The organism is Neorhizobium galegae, assembly GCF_021391675.1.
Lineage (GTDB): Bacteria > Pseudomonadota > Alphaproteobacteria > Rhizobiales > Rhizobiaceae > Neorhizobium > Neorhizobium galegae_B.
The window spans coordinates 1545974-1564089 of the sequence record NZ_CP090095.1; the positions used below are offsets into that span (position 1 = coordinate 1545974).

At 62.1% G+C, this 18116-nt stretch carries 23 protein-coding genes; 8 read left to right on the top strand and 15 right to left on the bottom strand.

The window, feature by feature from the left end:
• Nucleotides 1-28: 28 nt before the first annotated feature.
• The gene (locus LZK81_RS07760; protein ID WP_233955702.1) at nucleotides 29-1189 is read right to left on the bottom strand and encodes a glycosyltransferase family 4 protein; all 1161 of its coding nucleotides are present in this window, start codon (nucleotides 1187-1189) and stop codon (nucleotides 29-31) included.
• A gap of 7 nt (nucleotides 1190-1196) precedes the next feature.
• Nucleotides 1197-1754 carry a polysaccharide biosynthesis/export family protein gene (locus LZK81_RS07765; protein WP_172717254.1) on the bottom strand — a complete coding sequence of 186 codons (558 nt, stop codon included), beginning with the start codon at nucleotides 1752-1754 and terminating at the stop codon, nucleotides 1197-1199.
• A gap of 213 nt (nucleotides 1755-1967) precedes the next feature.
• On the opposite strand from LZK81_RS07765, the gene LZK81_RS07770 reads away from it, so the two are divergent.
• Nucleotides 1968-4199, top strand: a complete 2232-nt coding sequence (locus LZK81_RS07770) for a GumC family protein (RefSeq protein ID WP_233955704.1) — start codon at nucleotides 1968-1970, stop codon at nucleotides 4197-4199.
• Here LZK81_RS07770 and LZK81_RS07775 read toward each other — a convergent pair whose 3' ends face one another.
• Nucleotides 4200-5459 (bottom strand): GNAT family N-acetyltransferase, encoded by a 1260-nt coding sequence (locus LZK81_RS07775; RefSeq protein WP_233955706.1) that lies wholly within the window; start codon nucleotides 5457-5459, stop codon nucleotides 4200-4202.
• A 118-nt stretch (nucleotides 5460-5577) separates the two neighbouring features.
• On the bottom strand, nucleotides 5578-5790 hold the full coding sequence (locus tag LZK81_RS07780; RefSeq protein WP_233955707.1) for a DUF2842 domain-containing protein: 213 nt from the start codon (nucleotides 5788-5790) through the stop codon (nucleotides 5578-5580).
• Nucleotides 5791-5932: 142 nt separating this feature from the next.
• On the opposite strand from LZK81_RS07780, the gene LZK81_RS07785 reads away from it, so the two are divergent.
• Entirely contained in the window at nucleotides 5933-7033 is a 1101-nt protein-coding gene (locus LZK81_RS07785) for a COX15/CtaA family protein (protein ID WP_233955708.1), read from the top strand.
• A gap of 159 nt (nucleotides 7034-7192) precedes the next feature.
• Nucleotides 7193-7600, top strand: coding sequence for a DoxX family protein (locus tag LZK81_RS07790; RefSeq protein WP_046609906.1), 408 nt, complete (start codon nucleotides 7193-7195; stop codon nucleotides 7598-7600).
• 112 nt (nucleotides 7601-7712) lie between these two features.
• Here the strand turns inward: LZK81_RS07790 and argC are convergent, their stop codons facing one another.
• The 3 genes from argC to LZK81_RS07805 all read right to left on the bottom strand — a co-directional run bounded on the left by argC (nucleotide 7713) and on the right by LZK81_RS07805 (nucleotide 10546).
• Nucleotides 7713-8645, bottom strand: a complete 933-nt coding sequence (gene argC, locus LZK81_RS07795; protein WP_233955709.1) for an N-acetyl-gamma-glutamyl-phosphate reductase — start codon at nucleotides 8643-8645, stop codon at nucleotides 7713-7715.
• Between the two features lie 65 nt (nucleotides 8646-8710).
• Entirely contained in the window at nucleotides 8711-9670 is a 960-nt protein-coding gene (gene speB / locus LZK81_RS07800; protein ID WP_233955710.1) for an agmatinase, read from the bottom strand.
• An 84-nt stretch (nucleotides 9671-9754) separates the two neighbouring features.
• The gene (locus LZK81_RS07805) at nucleotides 9755-10546 is read right to left on the bottom strand and encodes a phenylalanine 4-monooxygenase (protein WP_233955711.1); all 792 of its coding nucleotides are present in this window, start codon (nucleotides 10544-10546) and stop codon (nucleotides 9755-9757) included.
• Nucleotides 10547-10696: 150 nt separating this feature from the next.
• On the opposite strand from LZK81_RS07805, the gene LZK81_RS07810 reads away from it, so the two are divergent.
• Nucleotides 10697-11158: an Lrp/AsnC family transcriptional regulator gene (locus tag LZK81_RS07810; RefSeq protein ID WP_046605538.1), complete on the top strand. Its 462-nt coding sequence runs from the start codon at nucleotides 10697-10699 to the stop codon at nucleotides 11156-11158.
• Between the two features lie 66 nt (nucleotides 11159-11224).
• Here the strand turns inward: LZK81_RS07810 and rpsI are convergent, their stop codons facing one another.
• The 4 genes from rpsI to LZK81_RS07830 all read right to left on the bottom strand — a co-directional run bounded on the left by rpsI (nucleotide 11225) and on the right by LZK81_RS07830 (nucleotide 13303).
• Complete coding sequence (gene rpsI / locus LZK81_RS07815) at nucleotides 11225-11692, bottom strand: 30S ribosomal protein S9 (protein ID WP_046605537.1); 468 nt, start codon at nucleotides 11690-11692, stop codon at nucleotides 11225-11227.
• A 2-nt stretch (nucleotides 11693-11694) separates the two neighbouring features.
• Nucleotides 11695-12159, bottom strand: coding sequence for a 50S ribosomal protein L13 (gene rplM / locus LZK81_RS07820; RefSeq protein ID WP_037080613.1), 465 nt, complete (start codon nucleotides 12157-12159; stop codon nucleotides 11695-11697).
• A gap of 158 nt (nucleotides 12160-12317) precedes the next feature.
• Nucleotides 12318-12611, bottom strand: coding sequence for a hypothetical protein (locus tag LZK81_RS07825; protein WP_233955712.1), 294 nt, complete (start codon nucleotides 12609-12611; stop codon nucleotides 12318-12320).
• A 341-nt stretch (nucleotides 12612-12952) separates the two neighbouring features.
• Nucleotides 12953-13303 carry a hypothetical protein gene (locus LZK81_RS07830; RefSeq protein ID WP_233955713.1) on the bottom strand — a complete coding sequence of 117 codons (351 nt, stop codon included), beginning with the start codon at nucleotides 13301-13303 and terminating at the stop codon, nucleotides 12953-12955.
• A gap of 87 nt (nucleotides 13304-13390) precedes the next feature.
• On the opposite strand from LZK81_RS07830, the gene LZK81_RS07835 reads away from it, so the two are divergent.
• The gene (locus LZK81_RS07835; RefSeq protein WP_046624300.1) at nucleotides 13391-13819 is read left to right on the top strand and encodes a CoA-binding protein; all 429 of its coding nucleotides are present in this window, start codon (nucleotides 13391-13393) and stop codon (nucleotides 13817-13819) included.
• 18 nt (nucleotides 13820-13837) lie between these two features.
• Here LZK81_RS07835 and LZK81_RS07840 read toward each other — a convergent pair whose 3' ends face one another.
• A complete protein-coding gene (locus LZK81_RS07840; protein WP_046605535.1) occupies nucleotides 13838-14275 on the bottom strand; it encodes a DUF6455 family protein in 438 nt (145 codons plus the stop codon).
• Nucleotides 14276-14399: 124 nt separating this feature from the next.
• Between LZK81_RS07840 and LZK81_RS07845 the strand changes: the two genes are divergently transcribed.
• Nucleotides 14400-15683 carry an O-acetylhomoserine aminocarboxypropyltransferase gene (locus tag LZK81_RS07845; protein ID WP_233955714.1) on the top strand — a complete coding sequence of 428 codons (1284 nt, stop codon included), beginning with the start codon at nucleotides 14400-14402 and terminating at the stop codon, nucleotides 15681-15683.
• 21 nt (nucleotides 15684-15704) lie between these two features.
• Here LZK81_RS07845 and bdcA read toward each other — a convergent pair whose 3' ends face one another.
• Nucleotides 15705-16418, bottom strand: coding sequence for an SDR family oxidoreductase (gene bdcA, locus LZK81_RS07850; protein ID WP_233955715.1), 714 nt, complete (start codon nucleotides 16416-16418; stop codon nucleotides 15705-15707).
• A gap of 85 nt (nucleotides 16419-16503) precedes the next feature.
• Here bdcA and LZK81_RS07855 point away from each other — a divergent pair, with 85 nt between their 5' ends.
• Both LZK81_RS07855 and LZK81_RS07860 read left to right on the top strand, forming a co-directional pair.
• Nucleotides 16504-17106, top strand: coding sequence for a TetR/AcrR family transcriptional regulator (locus LZK81_RS07855; RefSeq protein WP_046605532.1), 603 nt, complete (start codon nucleotides 16504-16506; stop codon nucleotides 17104-17106).
• On the top strand, nucleotides 17103-17447 hold the full coding sequence (locus LZK81_RS07860; RefSeq protein ID WP_233955716.1) for a cupin domain-containing protein: 345 nt from the start codon (nucleotides 17103-17105) through the stop codon (nucleotides 17445-17447). The genes LZK81_RS07855 and LZK81_RS07860 overlap by 4 nt, the downstream gene beginning before the upstream one ends.
• Here LZK81_RS07860 and LZK81_RS07865 read toward each other — a convergent pair.
• Both LZK81_RS07865 and LZK81_RS07870 read right to left on the bottom strand, forming a co-directional pair.
• Nucleotides 17437-17844 (bottom strand): type II toxin-antitoxin system VapC family toxin, encoded by a 408-nt coding sequence (locus tag LZK81_RS07865; protein WP_233955717.1) that lies wholly within the window; start codon nucleotides 17842-17844, stop codon nucleotides 17437-17439. The genes LZK81_RS07860 and LZK81_RS07865 overlap by 11 nt on opposite strands.
• The gene (locus LZK81_RS07870) at nucleotides 17844-18086 is read right to left on the bottom strand and encodes a type II toxin-antitoxin system Phd/YefM family antitoxin (protein ID WP_233955718.1); all 243 of its coding nucleotides are present in this window, start codon (nucleotides 18084-18086) and stop codon (nucleotides 17844-17846) included. The genes LZK81_RS07865 and LZK81_RS07870 overlap by 1 nt, the downstream gene beginning before the upstream one ends.
• Nucleotides 18087-18116: the final 30 nt, after the last annotated feature.

The window sequence follows — 18116 nt, forward strand, 5'->3', positions numbered from 1 at the left end:
GCTTACCAAAAAGAGGTGAAGGAAGCCTTTAGCCGCGCCCCGGATCCGGCTTCGAACCTGTCAGGTCCTGATACAGGCCGAGCATCTCGCGGGCCATGACCGAGGCGGAAAATACCGCCTTGAAGGCTTCCGGTTTCGGCATCACCGCATCCTGCCAGCCGGGCGTCGTCACCGCCTCGGTCATGACGCGGGCGAGATCCCCGGCATCGCCGGGAGTGGCAAGGGCAGCACTCGCCTCACCAAGCACTTCCGGAATGCCGCCAACCCTCGAGGCGATCACGGGCTTGCCGGCCGCCAGGGCCTCGAGCACGATATAGGGCATCGCCTCTGCACGGGAGGGGACGACGACGATCTTCGCCATGGCGAATGCGTCCCGCGCCGGCATGGCCGGCTTCATCTGGATGCGGCGGCCAAGCCCGCGCTCGGCCATCATCGCCTCGTAGCGGTCGCGATCCGGGCCATCGCCGACCATCAGGGCCGAAAGCGGATGACCGACCGCCCTTTCGGTGCGGGCGAAGGCGTCGATGAAGACGTCCGGTCCCTTGAGGTCGCGCAGCATGCCGATATAGAGGAAATGCGGTGCCGCCGGGTCGGTGTCAATCGGCTCGAACTCGGCGTCCTTGATGCCGTTGTAGATCACCCGCGACACCTTGCGCGGCTTGCCGACCTTGGCCTCGTAGGTGCGCCGCTCGTAGTCGCAGACGAAGACGAGCGCGTCGCCGAAATGCTCCTGGAAACGTTCCAGCCGCAACACGGCCTGGCCGGAAAGGCTCGACCGGCTGAAATGCAGGCTGCCGCCATGCGGCGAATAGAGGCGGGCTACGCGATACCTGTTGACCCGCAGGGCTGAGCCGATCAGCCGGGCAATCGCGCCACCCTTGGCGCCGTGCCCGTGCAAAATGTCCGGCTGCAAACTCTTGATATGTTTGTAACTCCTGTAGATGGCGGCGAAATCGGAAGGGGCGATCGCGCGGCGCATCGGAATGCGGGTGAGGCCGAGCGAAAGCAGCGGCCGGATGCTGTCGAACAGGCGGTCCTCATGCGCTCCGCCGGTCGAACTGTCGCACAGGATGCCGACTTCATGGCCGGCGGCCCGATGCTCCTCGACCAGATCGCGCACATGGCGGAAGATCCCGCCGACGGGCGACCTGAAGCAGTGGAGTATCCGCAAGGGAGGGCTCTGCGCCATGGACCGGTCAGAACAGCCGCTCGCGGACGTAGATCGTGTCGCCGGCAAGCACCGTGGAAGAGATGACGGTGCGGCCGGTGATCACCTGGCCGTTGATCTTGCGGGTGACGTCGACATCGCGCTGGTTGCCGCGGGAGGTGAAACCGCCGGCGATCGCGATCGCGTTCTGGGCGGTCATTCCCGGCACGTAGGAATACTGTCCGGGCCGGCCGACTTCGCCCATCACGAAGACGGGGCGATAGCGGTCGATCTCGGCGGTGACGTCCGGATCGCGCAGATAGCCCTGCTTCAGGCGCGAGGCGATCGAGCCTTCCAGCGCCGGCAAGGTCTGGCCGCGGGCCGCCACCTGGCCGATCAGCGGGAAGGCGATGTAACCGGCCTGGTCGACCGTATAGGTATTGGTAAGGCCGGGCTGCTCGAAGACGCTGACGCGCAGCCGGTCGCCGCTATCCAGCCTGTACGGCTGCATGGCTGCCTGCTGGAAGCTTTTCGGGGCGGGCGCGTAGCTCGTGCAGCCGGCAAGCGCCGTCGCAGCGAGGGCTAACGCCAGCACCTGTTTGGCCATCACGCGTTTGAAGGGGGCGAAGGACATTTCCGCGGTCGAGGCTCCGGCTGTTCATACCATCTGTCCCCGTTATCGATCCGTTAGGGTTAATGCCCGGTAAAGAGGCTGGGAATTTGGGGATTTTCTTGAGGTGCCATCGCTGTACTTGGCCATTAACCCTCGCGTTACCATGATCCTTTACTCTTCGCCGAAACCGATCAGTTGGAGCGTATCATGTCAGGCGTAAACGGTGGCAATCAGGACGTGGATATCGACCTCGGGCGGGTCATATCGGCGGTCTGGGAACGCAAGGGCAGGATATTGGGCGCGACGGTGGTCGCGGCGGCGCTTGCCCTTGTCGGCACCAGCCTGATGAAACCAAGCTACAAGGGCGAGACGCGGCTCCTGATCGAATCCCGCTCCCCGAACCTGTCTGGAGGGGACGCTGCGGCACAGGCCAACGACCCGCTGCTGGACTCGCTGAACATCACCAGCCAGGCGCAACTGCTGCAATCGACCGATCTGATCAAGCGCGTTGCCCGCGACCTCAACCTCGCCAGGCTCAAGGAATTCGATCCAGCCGCGCAGTCCTTCCTGCCCGATCCGCTGGTCCTGATCGGCCTGAAGCAGGATCCGATGTCGCTCGACCCGGAAGACCGGGTGATCCAGGAATTCCGCGAGAAGCTGGATGTCTATGCGGTCGAGAACTCGCGCGTCATCGCCATCGAGTTCTCCTCGCGCGATCCGAAACTTGCCGCCGACATCCCGAACAGGATGGCGGAAGTCTATCTCCAGCTCCAGAGCGGCGCCAAGCTCGACACTCATTCCGAGACCGCCAAATGGCTGGAACCGGAAATCGCCAACCTGACTCAGAAGGTCAAGGAGGCGGAAAAGAAGGTGGCGGATTACCGCTCCTCCAACGGCCTGTTCCAGACCACCGAGACCAACAGCTTCTCGACCCAGCAGCTCAACGACATCTCGACCGAGCTTGCCCGTATCCGCGGCGAGCGGGCGAATGCCGAGGCGCGTGCCGAAAACGTCCGCACCGCCCTGAAGGCCGGCCGCGCTTCCGACACGCTGAGCGATGTCGTCGGCTCGCAGGTCATCCAGCGGCTGAAGGAAGCGGAGGCCAACCTTCAGGCACAGATTTCGGACTCCTCGACCTCGCTGCTCGAAGGTCATCCGCGGCTGAAAGGCCTGCGCGGCCAGCTTTCCGGCATCCGCTTGCAGATCGAAAGCGAGACCAAGAAAATCCTTGCCAGTCTCGACAACGAAGCGGAGATGTCGCGCATCCGCGAGCGCCAGTTGATGGGCCAGCTCAACGGCTTGAAGGCGGACTCCGCCAAGGCGGGCGAAGAGGAAGTGGGCCTGCGCGCGCTGGAACGCGAGGCCACCGCCCAGCGCCAGCTGCTCGAAACCTATCTTGCCCGCTACCGCGAAGCGAGCTCCCGCCTCGAGGGTAATTCGAGCCCGGCCGATGCCCGCGTCGTCTCGAAAGCCGTCGAACCGTCGGAACCCTATTTCCCGAAGATCATCCCGATCGTCATCGTCGTCTCGCTCGCGACCTTCATTTTCGGCTGCCTGATCGTCATCGTCAGCGAGCTCTTCTCGGGCCGTGCGCTACGTCCGTCCAGCGTTCGAGAGATCGATGACGAGACGGTTCCGGCAGCCGGCGCATCCGCGCCCGCCGCTGCCGCCGCTCCGCTGCCGGTCCACCAGATGCAGGCCGAGGCCGCCCGTTTCGACCGGCCGGAACCGGCCCGCGAAAGCGCGAAGAACGCGGCGGCGCTCGCCTATGCCAAGATCGCCGAACAATCGCTGTCGGAAAAGGAGAGCGAAGCGGAGGAAGCCGCAGCGGAGGCCGATGATAGCGGCTTCACCATCGGATCGGTCGCGCATTACCTGCAGCGCCACGATGTGCCAGTCGCGATCGCCATTTCACCGGGCGGTGACGCGGGCTCGACTGCGACCGTCATGCTCGCCCGAGAGATTGCCGAGAGCGGCCGCACCGTCGTGCTCGTCGACATGACCGGTTCTGCCGCCCCGACGCAGATGATGGTGGAAAATCCGAAAATGCCCGGCATTACCGACCTTCTCTGCGGCGAAACCGCCTTCGGCGATGCGATCCATCCGGATCGGCTTTCCGACGCGCATATCATTCCGCACGGCGCTTCCGATCCGGCGCGTGCCATGCGCGGCGTCGATCGCCTGTCGATGATCATCGATGCGCTGGCGGATGCCTATGACCTGGTGCTGATCGAATGTGGTCCCGCCGAGATCGCGGGCATCTCGCGCCTGACCCGCAATGCGATGGCCGAGATCGTCCTGTCGGTTCCGGGCTTCAAGGATGAGGAAGTCGCTGAGCTGGTGACGGATTTCGAAGCGGCCGGCTATGGTAATCTGCTGGTCATGGCGCAGACCGCCGACCGGCATTCGCCACGTCCCGGCAAACGCCGCGCCGCCTGATTATTCGGCTGACGATTCCGCGTCGGAGGCGGCAGCTTCCGGCGCTTTCGGGCACCGGCGGGATCGCCATCGCTGCATCATCGCATAGAGATGCGGGCTGCGCTTGACTGCCGCCTTCGCCTTGGTCACTCCGATCAGTATCGGCCGCATCAGCGAACCCTTCCAGGTGAGCGGCAGCAAGATGTCGTGCTGCACCGTTTCCTGGGTACACCAGTTGCGCTTGTAGGGCTGGTCGCCGACGCCGAAATCGAACACCGAGGCGCCTTCACGGCAGGACTGCTCGATCATCAGCCAGAACAGTAGTTCGCCGGGGCTCGCCTCCGGGCAGATCGTCTCGTCGATCGAGCTGAACTGGCAGATGACATGATCGCCTTTGCGCGACAGGCCGGCAATCGCCGCGATATGCCCCTCGTGCTCGCCGCGCAGCCGGATGGCATGCAGCATCAGCGGCGTATCGGTTCCCCTGGCCGGGACATCCATGAGGCGGTGGAAGAAATCCCGGATGCCGGGCAATTGAAAGACGTCCGGCAGGCCGAACAGTCTCAGCCGCTCGCCTTTCTGGCGAAAGAAGATATCGAGCAGGGCGTGTTTTTCGGCGGGATCCGTCGGGATGAAATGGTCATAGCCGCCAATCGCCTCGATCTTGCGGCTCTGCGAGCGGAACTTCTTGCGGCGGCTTTTCGCATTGAGCTGCGCCAGCGTCGCCTCGAAATTCTGAAAGAGCGGCAACTGGAAGGAATGGTTCTGGTTTTCGATCGAAGCAAGCGCGGACAGCGGATGTCGCATGCCCCGCCAGACGAGCGGGATATTGTCGAGAACGACCAGATCCGCCTTGTTGGAGAGGGCGAGCCTCAGGCCATAGGCGAAATTCTGCAATTCTTCCGCATCGGGTGCGGCGAGGTCGGCATCGAAGAGGCCGGTATTGACGTTGTTGAACCGGTGGCCGAGCAGGCGGGCGATCCGGGCGCGGCGTTCAGACACGATTTCGAGCGGCAGGATGAAAAGCGTGCGGCCATCGACAACGCCCTGGATGATCGCAAGTTCGCTGCGATGCGCTTGAGCCCAGGCGAGACACCAGTCGAAGCCCTGATGCAGGGAGTTCTTGGCAAGCCCTTCGAGCCGCCGCCACTCGGCTTCCACAGACCTGAGATCGTCGGTTGAAATGAGCGATAGCTCGGCGAGCCGGACGGTTTTGTGACCCTTCGGCGAGTCGAGCGCGCCCTCGACCTGATCTTCGTGGTGGATCTTCCGCTGCTGCATGGCTTTGCCCGCTGATGCCGTTTGGCCGGCAACATAGGGGGAGGCACCAAAATTCGGTTTACCGGCGGCCCCACACCCCGCGAAACCGCTGCCGCTGGTTAACCGATGGTAAAGCCGGCTATCTCTTGGGCTTCGGCCCGGCCATCCATTTGATGATCAGCATGGCCGGCAGAATCCAGAGGAGGCCGCTGATCAGGAAGTAGAGGAAATGCACCCACCAGGGAGAAGTGGCAAGCAGCAGCGTCGCGAAGGTCGTCGCGGCAAGCGCATAGAAGATCACCAGAATGATGATCAGGATGGTGCCGATGAAACTTCTCAAACGCGGGACCAAGACGTCTTCTCCTATCCGCGACCGCATGCCGCAAAGCGCCGGGGCTTGTTTTGCATGGGTTGATGGGGCAAAGCAACGCGAAATGCTTGTGGGCGCTTGCCATGTGCCGCGTCCTTTTGGCTTGAGCGACAGGAGCATACCCATGTCGGCAACCGATGCTGTGATCATCGATGTCCTGAACCACACCAAGCGCCGCGAGCGCGACCGCAAGGCCGTGCGTATCTGGCTCGGCGTCGTCATTTTCACGCTGTTCTGTCTGGTGCTGGTGGGCGGCGCAACGCGGCTTACCGACTCCGGCCTGTCGATCACCGAATGGAAGCCGATCCACGGCATCATCCCGCCGCTGTCGGCTGAGGAGTGGGACGAGGAATTCCGCCTCTACCAGCGGATTCCGCAATATCAGGAAATCAACAAGGACATGACGGTCGACGAGTTCAAGTCGATCTTCTGGTGGGAATGGGCGCATCGGTTCCTCGCCCGCTCGATCGGCCTGGTCTTCGCCCTGCCGCTGATCTTCTTCTGGCTCACCGGCCGTATCGAAAAGCGCCTGCGGGGTCCGCTGGTCGGCCTTCTTGCGCTCGGCGGTTTCCAGGGGTTCATCGGCTGGTGGATGGTATCTTCCGGCCTCACCAAGCTGGTCAGCGTCTCGCAATACCGGCTCGCGACACATCTCGTCATCGCCTGTCTGATCTTCGCCGCCTGTATCTGGATCATGCGCGGATTGGCGCCGCACAGCCGCGACCTTCCGCCGACGGCAAGATCCAAATGGGCAGCCGGCGGCATCGCCTTCCTGGTCCTCTTCCAGATCTATCTCGGCGCGCTGGTGGCGGGGCTGGATGCAGGCCTTTCCTACAATACCTGGCCGCTGATGGATGGTGCCCTGGTCCCGGGCGATCTCTTCGTCCAGCAGCCCTGGTGGATCAATCTGTTCGAGAACCCGAAGACGGTACAGTTCGTGCACCGCTGCGGCGCCTATGTTCTGTGGGCCGCCACTCTCGTGCACATGATCATCTCGCTTCGCCGGGCTCCCGGCTCGACCCATGCCCGCCGTTCCGTCCTGCTATTCGGGCTGGTGACGCTACAGGCCGTCATCGGCATCTCGACGCTCGTCATGCAGGTGCCGCTCGATCTTGCGCTGACGCACCAGGCCGCGGCGCTGATCGTGCTCGGCTTTGCCGTCGCCCATTGGCGCGGCTTCGTCGGCGAATATCCGCCGGAGACCGCGATCGTCACACGGAACTGATCTCCCGACACATTGGCAGATACTCGCGAGAGGCGGGCGGATCGATTTCCGTCCGCCTTTTTGCTGCGAAAAATCTGCGCCCCGATGTCGGCCACAGTGTCCGTCGCCCGTCCTTGAGACATAGTTCAAACGGCTTCGGCCACAGGAGAGGGTAGGGTTATGGCAAAGACAATCGCAATTCTCGTCGCAAGGCTGATCTTCGGCGGCCTGTTCGTCATGGCGACGACGTTCAAGTTTCTCGACATGCAGGCGACGGCCGTCTTCATCTCAGGCGCCGGATTTCCGTTTCCGCTGTTTCTCGCCTGGATCGCGGCGATCTTCGAGGTGGGGCTGGCCCTCGCTTTCCTGACCGGCGCCTTCTTCTCCGAAGCGGCGCTGCTCGCCGGCGCCTATGTCATCTTCCTGGCCTTCGCCTTCCATGGCCCCAGCCATTGGGAAGCCAATCAGGCGGAGTTCGGCTTCTTCGTCGATCACTTCACATTCCTGGCCGGGCTGCTGTTCGCCGCCGTGCACGGTCCGGGCGAGAAGCTCGCCGTCAATTTGGGTCTGAAGCGGGTATTCGCTTAGGCCCGGAGCAATACGTTGCGCACGGTGCCGACGACCGTATCGACGATCTGTCTGGCGGTTTCGATCCGCCATTCGCCAGGGAAGGAAAAAGGGAAGGGAATGCTTTCGGCCATCAGGCCGAAAGCATCAGGTCCATGTTCTGGACGGCGGCACCCGAGGCACCCTTGCCGAGATTGTCGAGCAGGGCCACGAGATTGACATGCGCTCCGCCCGGCGTGCCGAACACGAAAAGCTTCATCGTGTCGGTGTCGACCAGCTCTTCCGCATCGACGCGCGGCAGCGCCTTGCTTTCTTCGAGCGGTACGACGGTGACGATGTCCTGGCCGGCATAATGCTCGACCAGCACCTTGTGGATGCCTTCGATCGTCGTGCCTTCCTGGAGATCTTCGAGGAAGAGCGGCACCTGGACGATCATGCCCTGCGCGAAGCGGCCGACCGACGGCGAGAAGAGGGGCGCGCGGTCGAGCTGGCCGTGGATCGTCATCTCCGGCACGTGCTTGTGCTTGAGCGGCAGGCCGTAGAGGAAATTGTTGGCCGAAATGGCGTCTTCCCTGGACGGGTCTTCCATCTGCGCGATCATCTGCTTGCCGCCGCCGGTATAACCCGAGACCGCATTGACCGTGACCGGATAACCGTCGGGCAGGATGCCGGCGGCGCGCAGCGGCCGGATCAGGCCGATCGCGCCGGTCGGATAGCAGCCCGGATTGGCCACATGCCGGGAGGCCTTGATCTTGTCCGCCTGAGCCTTGTCCATTTCCGCAAAGCCATAGGCCCAGGACGGATCGACGCGGAAGGCGGTCGAGGTGTCGATCACCCGCACCCTGTTGTTGCCGGCAAGCATTTTCACGGCTTCCCGCGACGCATCGTCGGGCAGGCAGAGGATGGCGACATCGGCGCTGTTCAGGAGATCCTCGCGCATGGCGGCGTTGCGCCGCTCCGCTTCCGGGATCGACAGCAGTTCGACGTCGCGGCGGCCGGCCATGCGGGTGCGGATCTGCAGTCCCGTGGTGCCGTGTTCGCCATCGATGAAGATTTTCGCTGTCATGGTCATTGTCCTGTTAGATCAGTGCCTTGGATTGGATGCCGGATTCAGTTTACCAGCAAGTTGATTCAGAAATTTAACGCAGCCGCACGGCGTTCCGCGCGAAGTCCGAGCATATACATCGCAACCGTCGCCCCCGCAATGGCGGTGATATCCGCATGGTCATAGGCCGGCGCCACTTCGACGACATCGGCGCCGCGGATATCGAGAGGCCGTAGCTGGCGCAGAACCGAGAGGATCTTGGCGCTCGAAGGCCCGCCGGCGACCGGCGTGCCGGTTCCGGGCGCGAAAGCCGGGTCGAGGCAGTCGATGTCGAAGGTGAGGTAGGTCGGCGTTTGCCCGACATGATCGAGGATCGCCTTTGCGATTTCGGCTGCCGTCATCTCCTCGACCTCATGGCCGTAGAGGAGGCGGATCCCGAAATCTTCCGGCGCGTGGGTGCGGATGCCGACCTGGATCGACCGGGCAGGGTCGATGATGCCGGACCGCACCGCCCGCGCCACGAAGGAGCCGTGGTCGATGCGTCCCTCGTCGTCGAGCCAGGTGTCCTGATGCGCATCGAACTGCACCAGCGCCATCGGTCCGTGTCTGGCGGCATGCGCTTTGAGCAGCGGCCAGGTGACATAGTGGTCGCCGCCGAGCGTCAGCAAAAACGCGCCGCTGTCGAGGATGACATTCGCCTGGGCCTCGATCGCAGCCGGGGTCTTCTGATGGTTGCCGTAGTCGAGCAGGCAGTCGCCGTAATCGACGACAGCCATCTCGGCGAAAAGGTCGCGCTGGAACGGATATTGCGGATCGTTGTCGAAGATCGCCGATGCCCGCCGGATCGCCTGCGGCCCGAACCGCGCGCCCGGCCGGTTGGAGGTTGCGGCATCGAAGGGAATGCCCCAGACGACAGCATCGACACCCGTCAGATCTTTACTGAAGCGGCGGCGCATGAACGACAGAGCCCCGGCAAAGGTGGGGTCCGACGCGGCGGAGGTCAGGCTTTTTGCAGTGAAGGCATGGTCGATCGACTTTTCTGCCATGGCGTCCCTCCATTGTTAACATGGCGGGGACGTTGGACAATAAGGGCCGACAAGGCAAGCGTGAAGGAAACAAATGCCTCCCGTTCAGGAAGCCTTGGCTTCGAACACCGGCGGAAAGTCCCCCAGCGCCTTGGCCTCCCTGATGCGTGCTCCGATATCCTCCTCGATGATCGATTCCAGCTGTGCAAAGCTGTCGATGACATAGTAGATCGGCTGGACGATATCGATGCGGTAGGGGGTCCTGAGCACCGTCATCAGATCAAAGGGCCGGAATTCGGCCTCACGGCCTTCCATGGCGGCCCGCGTCTCGTTGGGAGAGGAGACGATACCGGCGCCGAAGCAGCGGCGTCCCTGTGGCGTGTCGATCAGACCGAATTCGACGGTGAACCAGAAGATCCGGAACAGGTGCCAGGAATATTCCTTCCCGAGCCCGACGGCTTTTTCGCCGAAGCGGCGAACGAAATTGGCATAACTCTGGTTGGTGAGGAGCGGGCAGTGGCCGAAGACCTCATGGAAGATATCGGGTTCCTCGATGTAGTCGATGTGCTCGCGGCGGCGGATGAAGGTCGCCAGCGGAAACTTGCCCTGCGACAGCAACTCGTAGAAGCGCGACGGCGGAATGAGGGCGGGCACGCCCTCCACGCCGAAGCCGGTGGTCTCGTTGAGGCATCGGCCGACATCGCGAAGCTGCGGAACCTTGTCCGCCTTCAACCCGAGTGCCTGGACGCCGTCCAGATATTCCCGGCAGGCCTTGTCGGCCAGCAGCCTCATCTGGCGCTCGTAGAGCTCGCTCCAGATCCCGTCTTCTTCGCTTGTGTAGTGGTAGATGCCGTCTGCATCCGGCAGGTTTGCCGTGTAGGTGCTTTGCTTGGTCATCAGCGCCCTCCCGTTCCGTGATGGAATGGCCGGGTGCTCCAACCGCCGGCCGTCAGATCACCATTATATCTCCGAAAGCGCGGGTAATCATTTCAGCTTTGCCGGATTGAGCGTAAATAATGGGAGGATATTTCGGGAGTAGAGGCCATCATGAAAGAAAACCTGCAGGCGGCCCGCAAGCTTCTGCAACTCGTGCAGACGGGCGATGGTTCGTCGCTGGCCGAATTGGCAGAGAAGGCCGGCATGTCGCAAAGCACCGCATGGCGGAAGATCCAGGAACTGGAGGCCGAAGGCGTCATCCGAAAGCGGGTGGCACTTCTCGATCCGGCAAAGCTCGACCTCAAGCTCTGCATCGTCGCCCATGTGACGCTGGAGGATCACCATGAGGAGGCGATCGAAGCCTTCGCTACCGTGGTGCGCGACCGGCCAGAGATCATGGAGTGTTACGCTCTGTCTGGAACCTTCGACTACATGCTGAAGATCCGGGCGCGCGACGTCGAAGCCTACGAGGCTTTCATGACTCGCCACCTGATGCGCAACCCGCATGTGCGCACCGTGGTCTCCAGCTTTGTCCTGCGCGAACTGAAATCGACCACCGAGCTGCCGATATAAGAAAGCCTACAAACGAAAAAGGCGGAGCCGAAGCCCCGCCTTTTGAAAGTCCAAGTCCGGAAGCGATTAACGCTTGGAGAACTGGAAGGAGCGGCGGGCCTTTGCCTTGCCGTACTTCTTACGCTCGACGACGCGGCTGTCGCGGGTCAGGAAGCCACCCTTCTTGAGCACGCCGCGAAGGCCCGGCTCGAAGTAGGTGAGTGCCTTGGAAACGCCGTGACGAACGGCACCAGCCTGGCCGGAGAGACCGCCACCGGCGACGGTCGCGACGATGTCGAACTGGCCGGTGCGGGCAGCAGCGATAACCGGCTGCTGCAGGATCATCTGCAGGACAGGGCGGGCGAAGTAGGTCGAGAAGTCACGGCCGTTGACCGTGATCTTGCCGGTGCCAGCCTTGACCCAGACGCGGGCGACGGCGTTCTTGCGCTTGCCGGTCGCGTAGGAGCGGCCGAGGCTATCGACCTTGCGGACATAGACCGGAGCGGCAGCTTCGGCAGCCGGCGCGAGGTCCTTCAGGGAGGAAAGATCGGCCATTATCAGGCGCTCCTTACGTTCTTGCTGTTCAGCGATGCCACGTCGAGAGCGACCGGCTGCTGTGCTTCATGGGGATGGTTGGAACCGGCATAAACGCGCAGGTTCTTCATCTGGCGACGGCCGAGCGGACCACGGGGAACCATGCGCTCGACAGCCTTCTCGATGACGCGCTCCGGGAAGCGGCCTTCGATGATCTGGCGCGCGGTGCGCTCCTTGATGCCACCCGGATAACCGGTGTGCCAGTAATAGGTCTTGTCGGAATACTTCTTGCCGGTGAGCACGCACTTTTCCGCATTGATGATGATGACGTTGTCGCCATCATCGACGTGCGGGGTGAAGGTGGCCTTGTGCTTGCCGCGGAGCCGGTTGGCGACGATGGTGGCGAGGCGACCGACAACGAGGCCTTCGGCATCGATGATCACCCACTTCTTCACCACCTCTGCAGGCTTCTGAACGAAGGTTGACATGTTTTTAACTCTTTCTTCTAGGACCCGTGACATCCGAAACCTTCGAATGCAGGGCGTTTCTTGTTGCTTGGATTGCCATGGCTGACGCCGGCAAAAAAGAAAGCGGGCCGAGAGGGTCCGCGATCTGGGGCGGCTTATACCCAGGGAGGCTGAAAGCGTCAAGGTGACGATTTTACGCTGTCGAAAAATAGAATAAGCAAAATCAATGACTTATGAGTGTGGTTATATAATACCACACATTTTCTGAGTGAAATCCGGATGCGGTTGATGCCGAAATGCTGGTTCTGCTCACCGTCGCCGTTGAGCGGAGCGCTCGGCCGCTGTCCGGGAGAGAGACGTTGATCTGTCTGCTGATGGGAAAGAAAACCCATCTCCATACCGGGAGTGCCATCCAACGATCGTCCTGCCGAAAGGCTCGGGAAGCCCCTGACCCAGAAGGCGATCTGCGTCACTCATTTCGCGTATCGATTGTCCATTCTGCATCCTGGAATTGTATGGATCAAAAGATGGCAGGCGGGCGCCAATTGGAAGAGTGGACGCTTTCTGAAGGTTTTAGGAGGGATTTTGCCGCATGGAGAACTGTCAGGTACTCACGTTTTACCGGTGCGTGCCATGAAAAAGGAAAACTGACAAATGTTCGGAAAAATAATTTTGCCTACCAAAATCTAGTAGCGATTTCTAATTCAACCATAAGATGGTGCTAATATGCACAAGTACAAAAAGGGGGTATTCCGCGAACTTGTGCGGAACCTGGCGGATTGAGAATTCTCGAACTGTGGAGTCAAGAAGCCGCCTAAAATCTTAGGCAGCCTGCCTGGAGAGGAAAACAATCTTCGGGATCGGGTCTTCTTTTGCACGCGCGAACGGGGCAACTCGGCGTGTCGGCCGTCGGCACGGTCACCCGGTCGGCGAACTCATGGCCGTCGCAGTAGCCGCTGTCGATGACATAGCGGTCGTAGAGCGTCATCCGCGCCTTGTTGCGGGACGGGTAACGCAGGATCACCGCGCCCTCGCGGCCGATCGCCCGTTGCACGGCAGCGCAGGACATGCCGGTGGAGTTGTAGCGCGATATCGCGGCGGCCGGCTCGCCGGAGAGGAGGATGCCGGAGGCAATGATCACAAGACAGCCGAGAATTTTTTTCATGATCCTCATCCCTTTTGACGAGACGCGGACTTACATAGCGCAGAAGCACTACGCCGCCAGAGGCGCACTATTGCGGGAGCCGCCGTCATGAACCATGACCATTACGACAATGCCTATATCGCCGATATCCTGAAGAGCACCAGGACGATTGCGCTCCTCGGCGCGTCCCCTAATCCCGACAGGCCGAGCAACCGGGTCATGGGTTTTCTGCTCTCCAAGGGCTATACGGTGTTTCCGGTCAATCCCGGCCAGGCCGGCAAGCAGATCTTCGGTCAGACGGTCTACAGGACGCTTTCGGACGTGCCGCAGCCGGTCGACATGGTCGACGTTTTTCGTGCCGCCGAGTATCTGGACGGCGTGGTCGACGAGGCGATCGGGCTTGAAACCAGGCCGAAGGTGATCTGGGGCCAGCTGAGCGTTCGCGACGACAAGGCCGCCGAAAGGGCGGAGGCGGCCGGCATCAAGGTCGTCATGGACCGCTGCCCGGCGATCGAATATCCCCGTCTGGTTGCCTGAGATGGCCGTTTAAGCGGGCTATTTGGCGAGCAGTTCCGGTCGGCTGCGCATGTCGTCGAGCAGTTCGGCGTTGCCGCAATAGCTTGCGAAATCCACGGCGGCGCTGCCGTCGGCCAGTTCGCGCCGACAGCGGGTCTTTTCGCCGCAATGGACGCAGGTCACGTGCATTTCGCGGAATTCCGCGGGCTCTTCCAGCCTGGCTTCTTCCGGATCGATGTTGAGCAGCTTCATCAGCGCCAACATTTCGTCGGCCGCATGCGGGCCTTTGGCTATCAGTTCGCGCAGTTCCTGTTCCGACAAGGCGTTGTCCTGCGCCAGCAGCTTGACGGTTTCGTCGTCGAGGCTGGCGAGAAGCTTGGCTTCGTTGATCGCCGCCCACGTGGCGGAACACCAGCGCTTCAGCCTGCCGGTGAGATTTTCCGGGGTGGGATCAAGGGTGGGAATTGTGTTGTCCATTGCAAACTCCTCTCTATTTCCCCGGAGGATAGGTTCCGGAGAACGATATACCTTGATCGTGATCAACCGCCGGGGTCTGTTGGAGCGCTAACGATCAGGCGCCATTACAAGGGGAGGGACTAACATGCCGACACTCAATCCGGGGTTTTCGACGCTGGCCGTGCATGCGGGCGCGCAGCCCGATCCGACGACGGGGGCGCGGGTGACGCCGATCTACCAGACGACGTCTTTCGTCTTCAACGACGCGGACCATGCCGCCGCCCTTTTCGGCCTGCAGCAGTTCGGCAATATCTACACCCGCATCATGAACCCGACCCAGGCGGTGCTGGAGGAGCGGGTGGCGGCACTCGAGGGCGGCACCGCGGCGCTCGCGGTCGCCTCCGGCCATGCCGCCCAGATGCTGACTTTCCACACGATCATGCAGCCCGGCGACAATTTCATCGCGGCGAGAAAGCTCTACGGCGGCTCCATCAACCAGTTCGGCAATGCGTTCAGGAGTTTCGACTGGCAGGTGCGCTGGGCCGATAGCGACGATCCGGCAAGCTTCGAGGCAGGCATCGACGAGCGTACCCGCGCGATCTTCATCGAGAGCCTTGCCAATCCCGCCGGCACGTTCGTGGATATCGCGGCGATCGCCGAGGTGGCGCATCGGCGGGGCATTCCGCTGATCGTCGACAACACCATGGCGACGCCCTATCTCGTCCGGCCGCTCGAGCACGGCGCCGATATCGTCATCCACTCGCTGACCAAGTTCATGGGCGGCCATGGCAATTCCATGGGCGGCGTGATCGTTGACGGAGGCACCTTCAACTGGTCGAAATCGGGCAATTATCCGATGCTCTCGGAACCGCGTAGCGAATACGGCGGCATCGTCCTGTACCAGGCTTTCGGCAATATCGGCTTTGCCATCGCCTGCCGCGTGCTGGGCCTGCGCGACATGGGACCGGCGATTTCGCCCTTCAACGCGTTCATGATTCTGACCGGCATCGAAACGCTGCCGCTCAGGATGCAGAAACATTGCGACAATGCCGCTGCCGTCGCCAAATGGCTGAAGGCACATCCGAAGGTCGCCTGGGTCAGTTATTCCGGCCTGGAGGACGATCCGAACCATACCCTGCAGATGCAATATTCGCCGAAGGGCGCCGGCTCGGTCTTCACGTTCGGCGTTACGGGCGGCTACGAGGCGGGCAAGACCCTGGTCGAAGGCCTGCAGCTCTTCTCCCACCTCGCCAATATCGGCGATACCCGTTCGCTGGTCATCCATCCGGCCTCGACGACGCACCGGCAGCTGAGCGAAGAACAGCAGATCGCCGCCGGCGCCGGGCCGGACGTGGTGCGCCTGTCGGTCGGCATCGAGGATGCCGCCGACATCATCGCCGACCTCGACCAGGCTTTGTCGAAGATCTGAGAGAAGGGATAACGGCCGGCGTCAGGCGCCAAAACCGCCGTCGATCGTCTGCAGGGAGCCGGTGACGAAGCCGGCTTCCGGACCGGCGAGATAAGCGGCAAGACCGGCGATCTCACCGGGCCGGCCATGGCGCTTGATCGCCATGAAACCGTGCATGAAGGCGCTCATCGGGCCGTCTTCCGGGTTCATGTCGGTAGAGGTCGGGCCGGGCTGGATGACGTTGACGGTAATGTTGCGGTCGCCGAAGTCGCGGGCGAGACCGCGCGCCATGCCCTGCATGGCCGACTTGGTGAGCGCGTAAGCGGCACCGCCGGCAAAGGGCATGCGGTCACCATTGACCGAGCCGATGACGATGATCCGACCGCCGTCCGGCATGCTGCGGGCGGCTTCGACCGCTGCATGGTAGGGTGCCCGGACATTGACGTCGATCATCCGGTCGACCGCGTCGGCGTCGATCTCCAGCGGATTGCCGAGTGCCAGCGTGCCGGCGCTGATGATCAGAATGTCGAGCGGGCCGGCCTCACGCACCGTGCCGATCACGGCCGCGCGGTCGGCCGCATCCGACCGGACACCCTTGGCGCCGGTCTCAACGGCAAGAGCATCGGCGGCATCCTTCGAGCCGGCATAGGTGAACGTCACGTCGGCGCCGTCGCCGGCAAAGCGGCGGACGATCGCAGCCCCGATGCCGCGGCTGCCGCCGAGGACCAGCGTCTTCTTTCCATGGAAGTCAGTCATTGTCGTGTCTCCTTGAATGAGGCTTGAGATTTAATGTAATGAGCGCTACATAAATTGAATGGGCAGTGCAGTCAAGGATTTTGTAATGGTCGCTACAAAAAAGGTTTCGCCGCGCGGTCGGCCGCGCGCTTTCGACAAGGAGGAGGCGCTGGCAAAAGCCCAGGCGCTGTTCCATGCGAAGGGTTTCGATGCCTTGAGCGTCGCCGATCTCACCGAGGCGATCGGCATCAACCCGCCGAGCTTTTATGCCGCCTTCGGCAGCAAGGCTGAGCTCTACTCAGCCGCCTTGAAGCGTTACGAAGAGAGGGCGGGCCTGGATGTTCCAGGGGCTCTGGCAGCGGACAGACCGCTCGACGAGGGCGTGGCCGCGCTGCTGAGGCAGGCCGCCGACAACTACGGCAGCGGTGACGCGCCGGGCTGCATGGTAATCGAGGGAGCAAGAGGCACGGTTGACCCGCAGGCCTCCGACCAGGCCCGACGCATGCTGGACATGAGCCGCCAGGTCATCCACGCCGCAATCGCGGGCCGTGAACCGCAACGTGCCGAGCTCATCACCGACTACCTCATGATGGCAATGTCCGGCCTCTCGGCGAGTGCCCGCAACGGCGTGCCGTCAGACCGCCTGCGCGCACTGGCGACAATCGCTTCCAATCAGCTTTCCCATCATTTGAAGGAGATAGGACAATGAGCGCCTGGATCAAATTCGACCTCTCGTCCCTCGCGCCGGAAGAGGGCGCCCCCGCACCGGACCGGCTGGTCTCCGGCACCCCGACATTCTCCACCTGGAACTTCGAGGAAGCCGAGGGCGGGCTTTATGCCGGCATCTGGGAAGCGACGCCCGGCAAATGGCGGATCGTTTATGAGGAGTGGGAATATTTCCACATCCTCTCTGGCCATTCGATCGTCACCGAAGAGGGCGGCGAGCCGGTCCACCTGAGGGCTGGTGACAGCATGATCCTCAGACCCGGGTTCAAGGGAACCTGGGAAGTCGTTGAAACGACTCGCAAGGATTACGTGATCAGGGTTTGAGGGGCGTGTGGTGTGCAAGCTTGTCGTTGCGGGCTGCCGCGGCGGCCAGGGCTTTGTCGAACGTCGCCAGCGGAAGATCCACGCGTATGGAGAGTTCGAGATAGGCGGTCAACGCGAACTGCCGGGATAGGCGGACTGCTGCGTCCCAATCCGCCAGAGTGTATCGTAGGATATTGAGATCGATGAGCCACTCCAGCGCGGCGTCCACTGCCTGGGTGGTTATCCGGCCGCGTCTTTCATTCACGACCAGGATGTTTCGTATCTCGTAATCCCACAAAGCCGGCACATGGGCAGGCTCCGAGGACAACCGGTTGTAAATATCGAGAGCTGACTGGTTCGTTTCATCGGGCAGAAGCCACGACGCGACAACGGATGCGTCGATGACAATGCCCGCCATTATTTGCGGCCTTCGTCGCGTCCCGATATCATTTCATCGAGGGTAACATTGCCGAAGAGCTGCCGGATCTTCTCTAGGCGTTGCTGCTGGTCGACTGCATCGTCGAGCCTCGGTGTTTCTGCCGGAGAAAACCTGGCGAGAGGCTTCCCGTTTTCGATGACGAGCACGGTTTCCCCGTGCCGGACGTGATCCAGCATGTCGGCAAAATGGCGATCGGCTTCCGCAACGGAATATGTCCGCATTCTGAACCTCCGAGATCGATGTAGAATATG

Coding starts and splice junctions, on each gene's coding strand:
- LZK81_RS07775 (WP_233955706.1), bottom strand. CDS start 5,459: ATGCAGCAGCGGAAGATCCACCACGAAGATCAGGTCGAGGGCGCGCTC.
- LZK81_RS07855 (WP_046605532.1), top strand. CDS start 16,504: ATGGTCGCTACAAAAAAGGTTTCGCCGCGCGGTCGGCCGCGCGCTTTC.
- rplM (WP_037080613.1), bottom strand. CDS start 12,159: ATGTCAACCTTCGTTCAGAAGCCTGCAGAGGTGGTGAAGAAGTGGGTG.
- bdcA (WP_233955715.1), bottom strand. CDS start 16,418: ATGACTGACTTCCATGGAAAGAAGACGCTGGTCCTCGGCGGCAGCCGC.
- LZK81_RS07870 (WP_233955718.1), bottom strand. CDS start 18,086: ATGCGGACATATTCCGTTGCGGAAGCCGATCGCCATTTTGCCGACATG.
- LZK81_RS07770 (WP_233955704.1), top strand. CDS start 1,968: ATGTCAGGCGTAAACGGTGGCAATCAGGACGTGGATATCGACCTCGGG.
- LZK81_RS07765 (WP_172717254.1), bottom strand. CDS start 1,754: ATGGCCAAACAGGTGCTGGCGTTAGCCCTCGCTGCGACGGCGCTTGCC.
- rpsI (WP_046605537.1), bottom strand. CDS start 11,692: ATGGCCGATCTTTCCTCCCTGAAGGACCTCGCGCCGGCTGCCGAAGCT.
- LZK81_RS07810 (WP_046605538.1), top strand. CDS start 10,697: ATGAAAGAAAACCTGCAGGCGGCCCGCAAGCTTCTGCAACTCGTGCAG.
- LZK81_RS07845 (WP_233955714.1), top strand. CDS start 14,400: ATGCCGACACTCAATCCGGGGTTTTCGACGCTGGCCGTGCATGCGGGC.
- LZK81_RS07830 (WP_233955713.1), bottom strand. CDS start 13,303: ATGAAAAAAATTCTCGGCTGTCTTGTGATCATTGCCTCCGGCATCCTC.
- argC (WP_233955709.1), bottom strand. CDS start 8,645: ATGACAGCGAAAATCTTCATCGATGGCGAACACGGCACCACGGGACTG.
- LZK81_RS07805 (WP_233955711.1), bottom strand. CDS start 10,546: ATGACCAAGCAAAGCACCTACACGGCAAACCTGCCGGATGCAGACGGC.
- LZK81_RS07865 (WP_233955717.1), bottom strand. CDS start 17,844: ATGGCGGGCATTGTCATCGACGCATCCGTTGTCGCGTCGTGGCTTCTG.
- LZK81_RS07860 (WP_233955716.1), top strand. CDS start 17,103: ATGAGCGCCTGGATCAAATTCGACCTCTCGTCCCTCGCGCCGGAAGAG.
- speB (WP_233955710.1), bottom strand. CDS start 9,670: ATGGCAGAAAAGTCGATCGACCATGCCTTCACTGCAAAAAGCCTGACC.
- LZK81_RS07835 (WP_046624300.1), top strand. CDS start 13,391: ATGAACCATGACCATTACGACAATGCCTATATCGCCGATATCCTGAAG.
- LZK81_RS07760 (WP_233955702.1), bottom strand. CDS start 1,189: ATGGCGCAGAGCCCTCCCTTGCGGATACTCCACTGCTTCAGGTCGCCC.
- LZK81_RS07840 (WP_046605535.1), bottom strand. CDS start 14,275: ATGGACAACACAATTCCCACCCTTGATCCCACCCCGGAAAATCTCACC.
- LZK81_RS07790 (WP_046609906.1), top strand. CDS start 7,193: ATGGCAAAGACAATCGCAATTCTCGTCGCAAGGCTGATCTTCGGCGGC.
- LZK81_RS07785 (WP_233955708.1), top strand. CDS start 5,933: ATGTCGGCAACCGATGCTGTGATCATCGATGTCCTGAACCACACCAAG.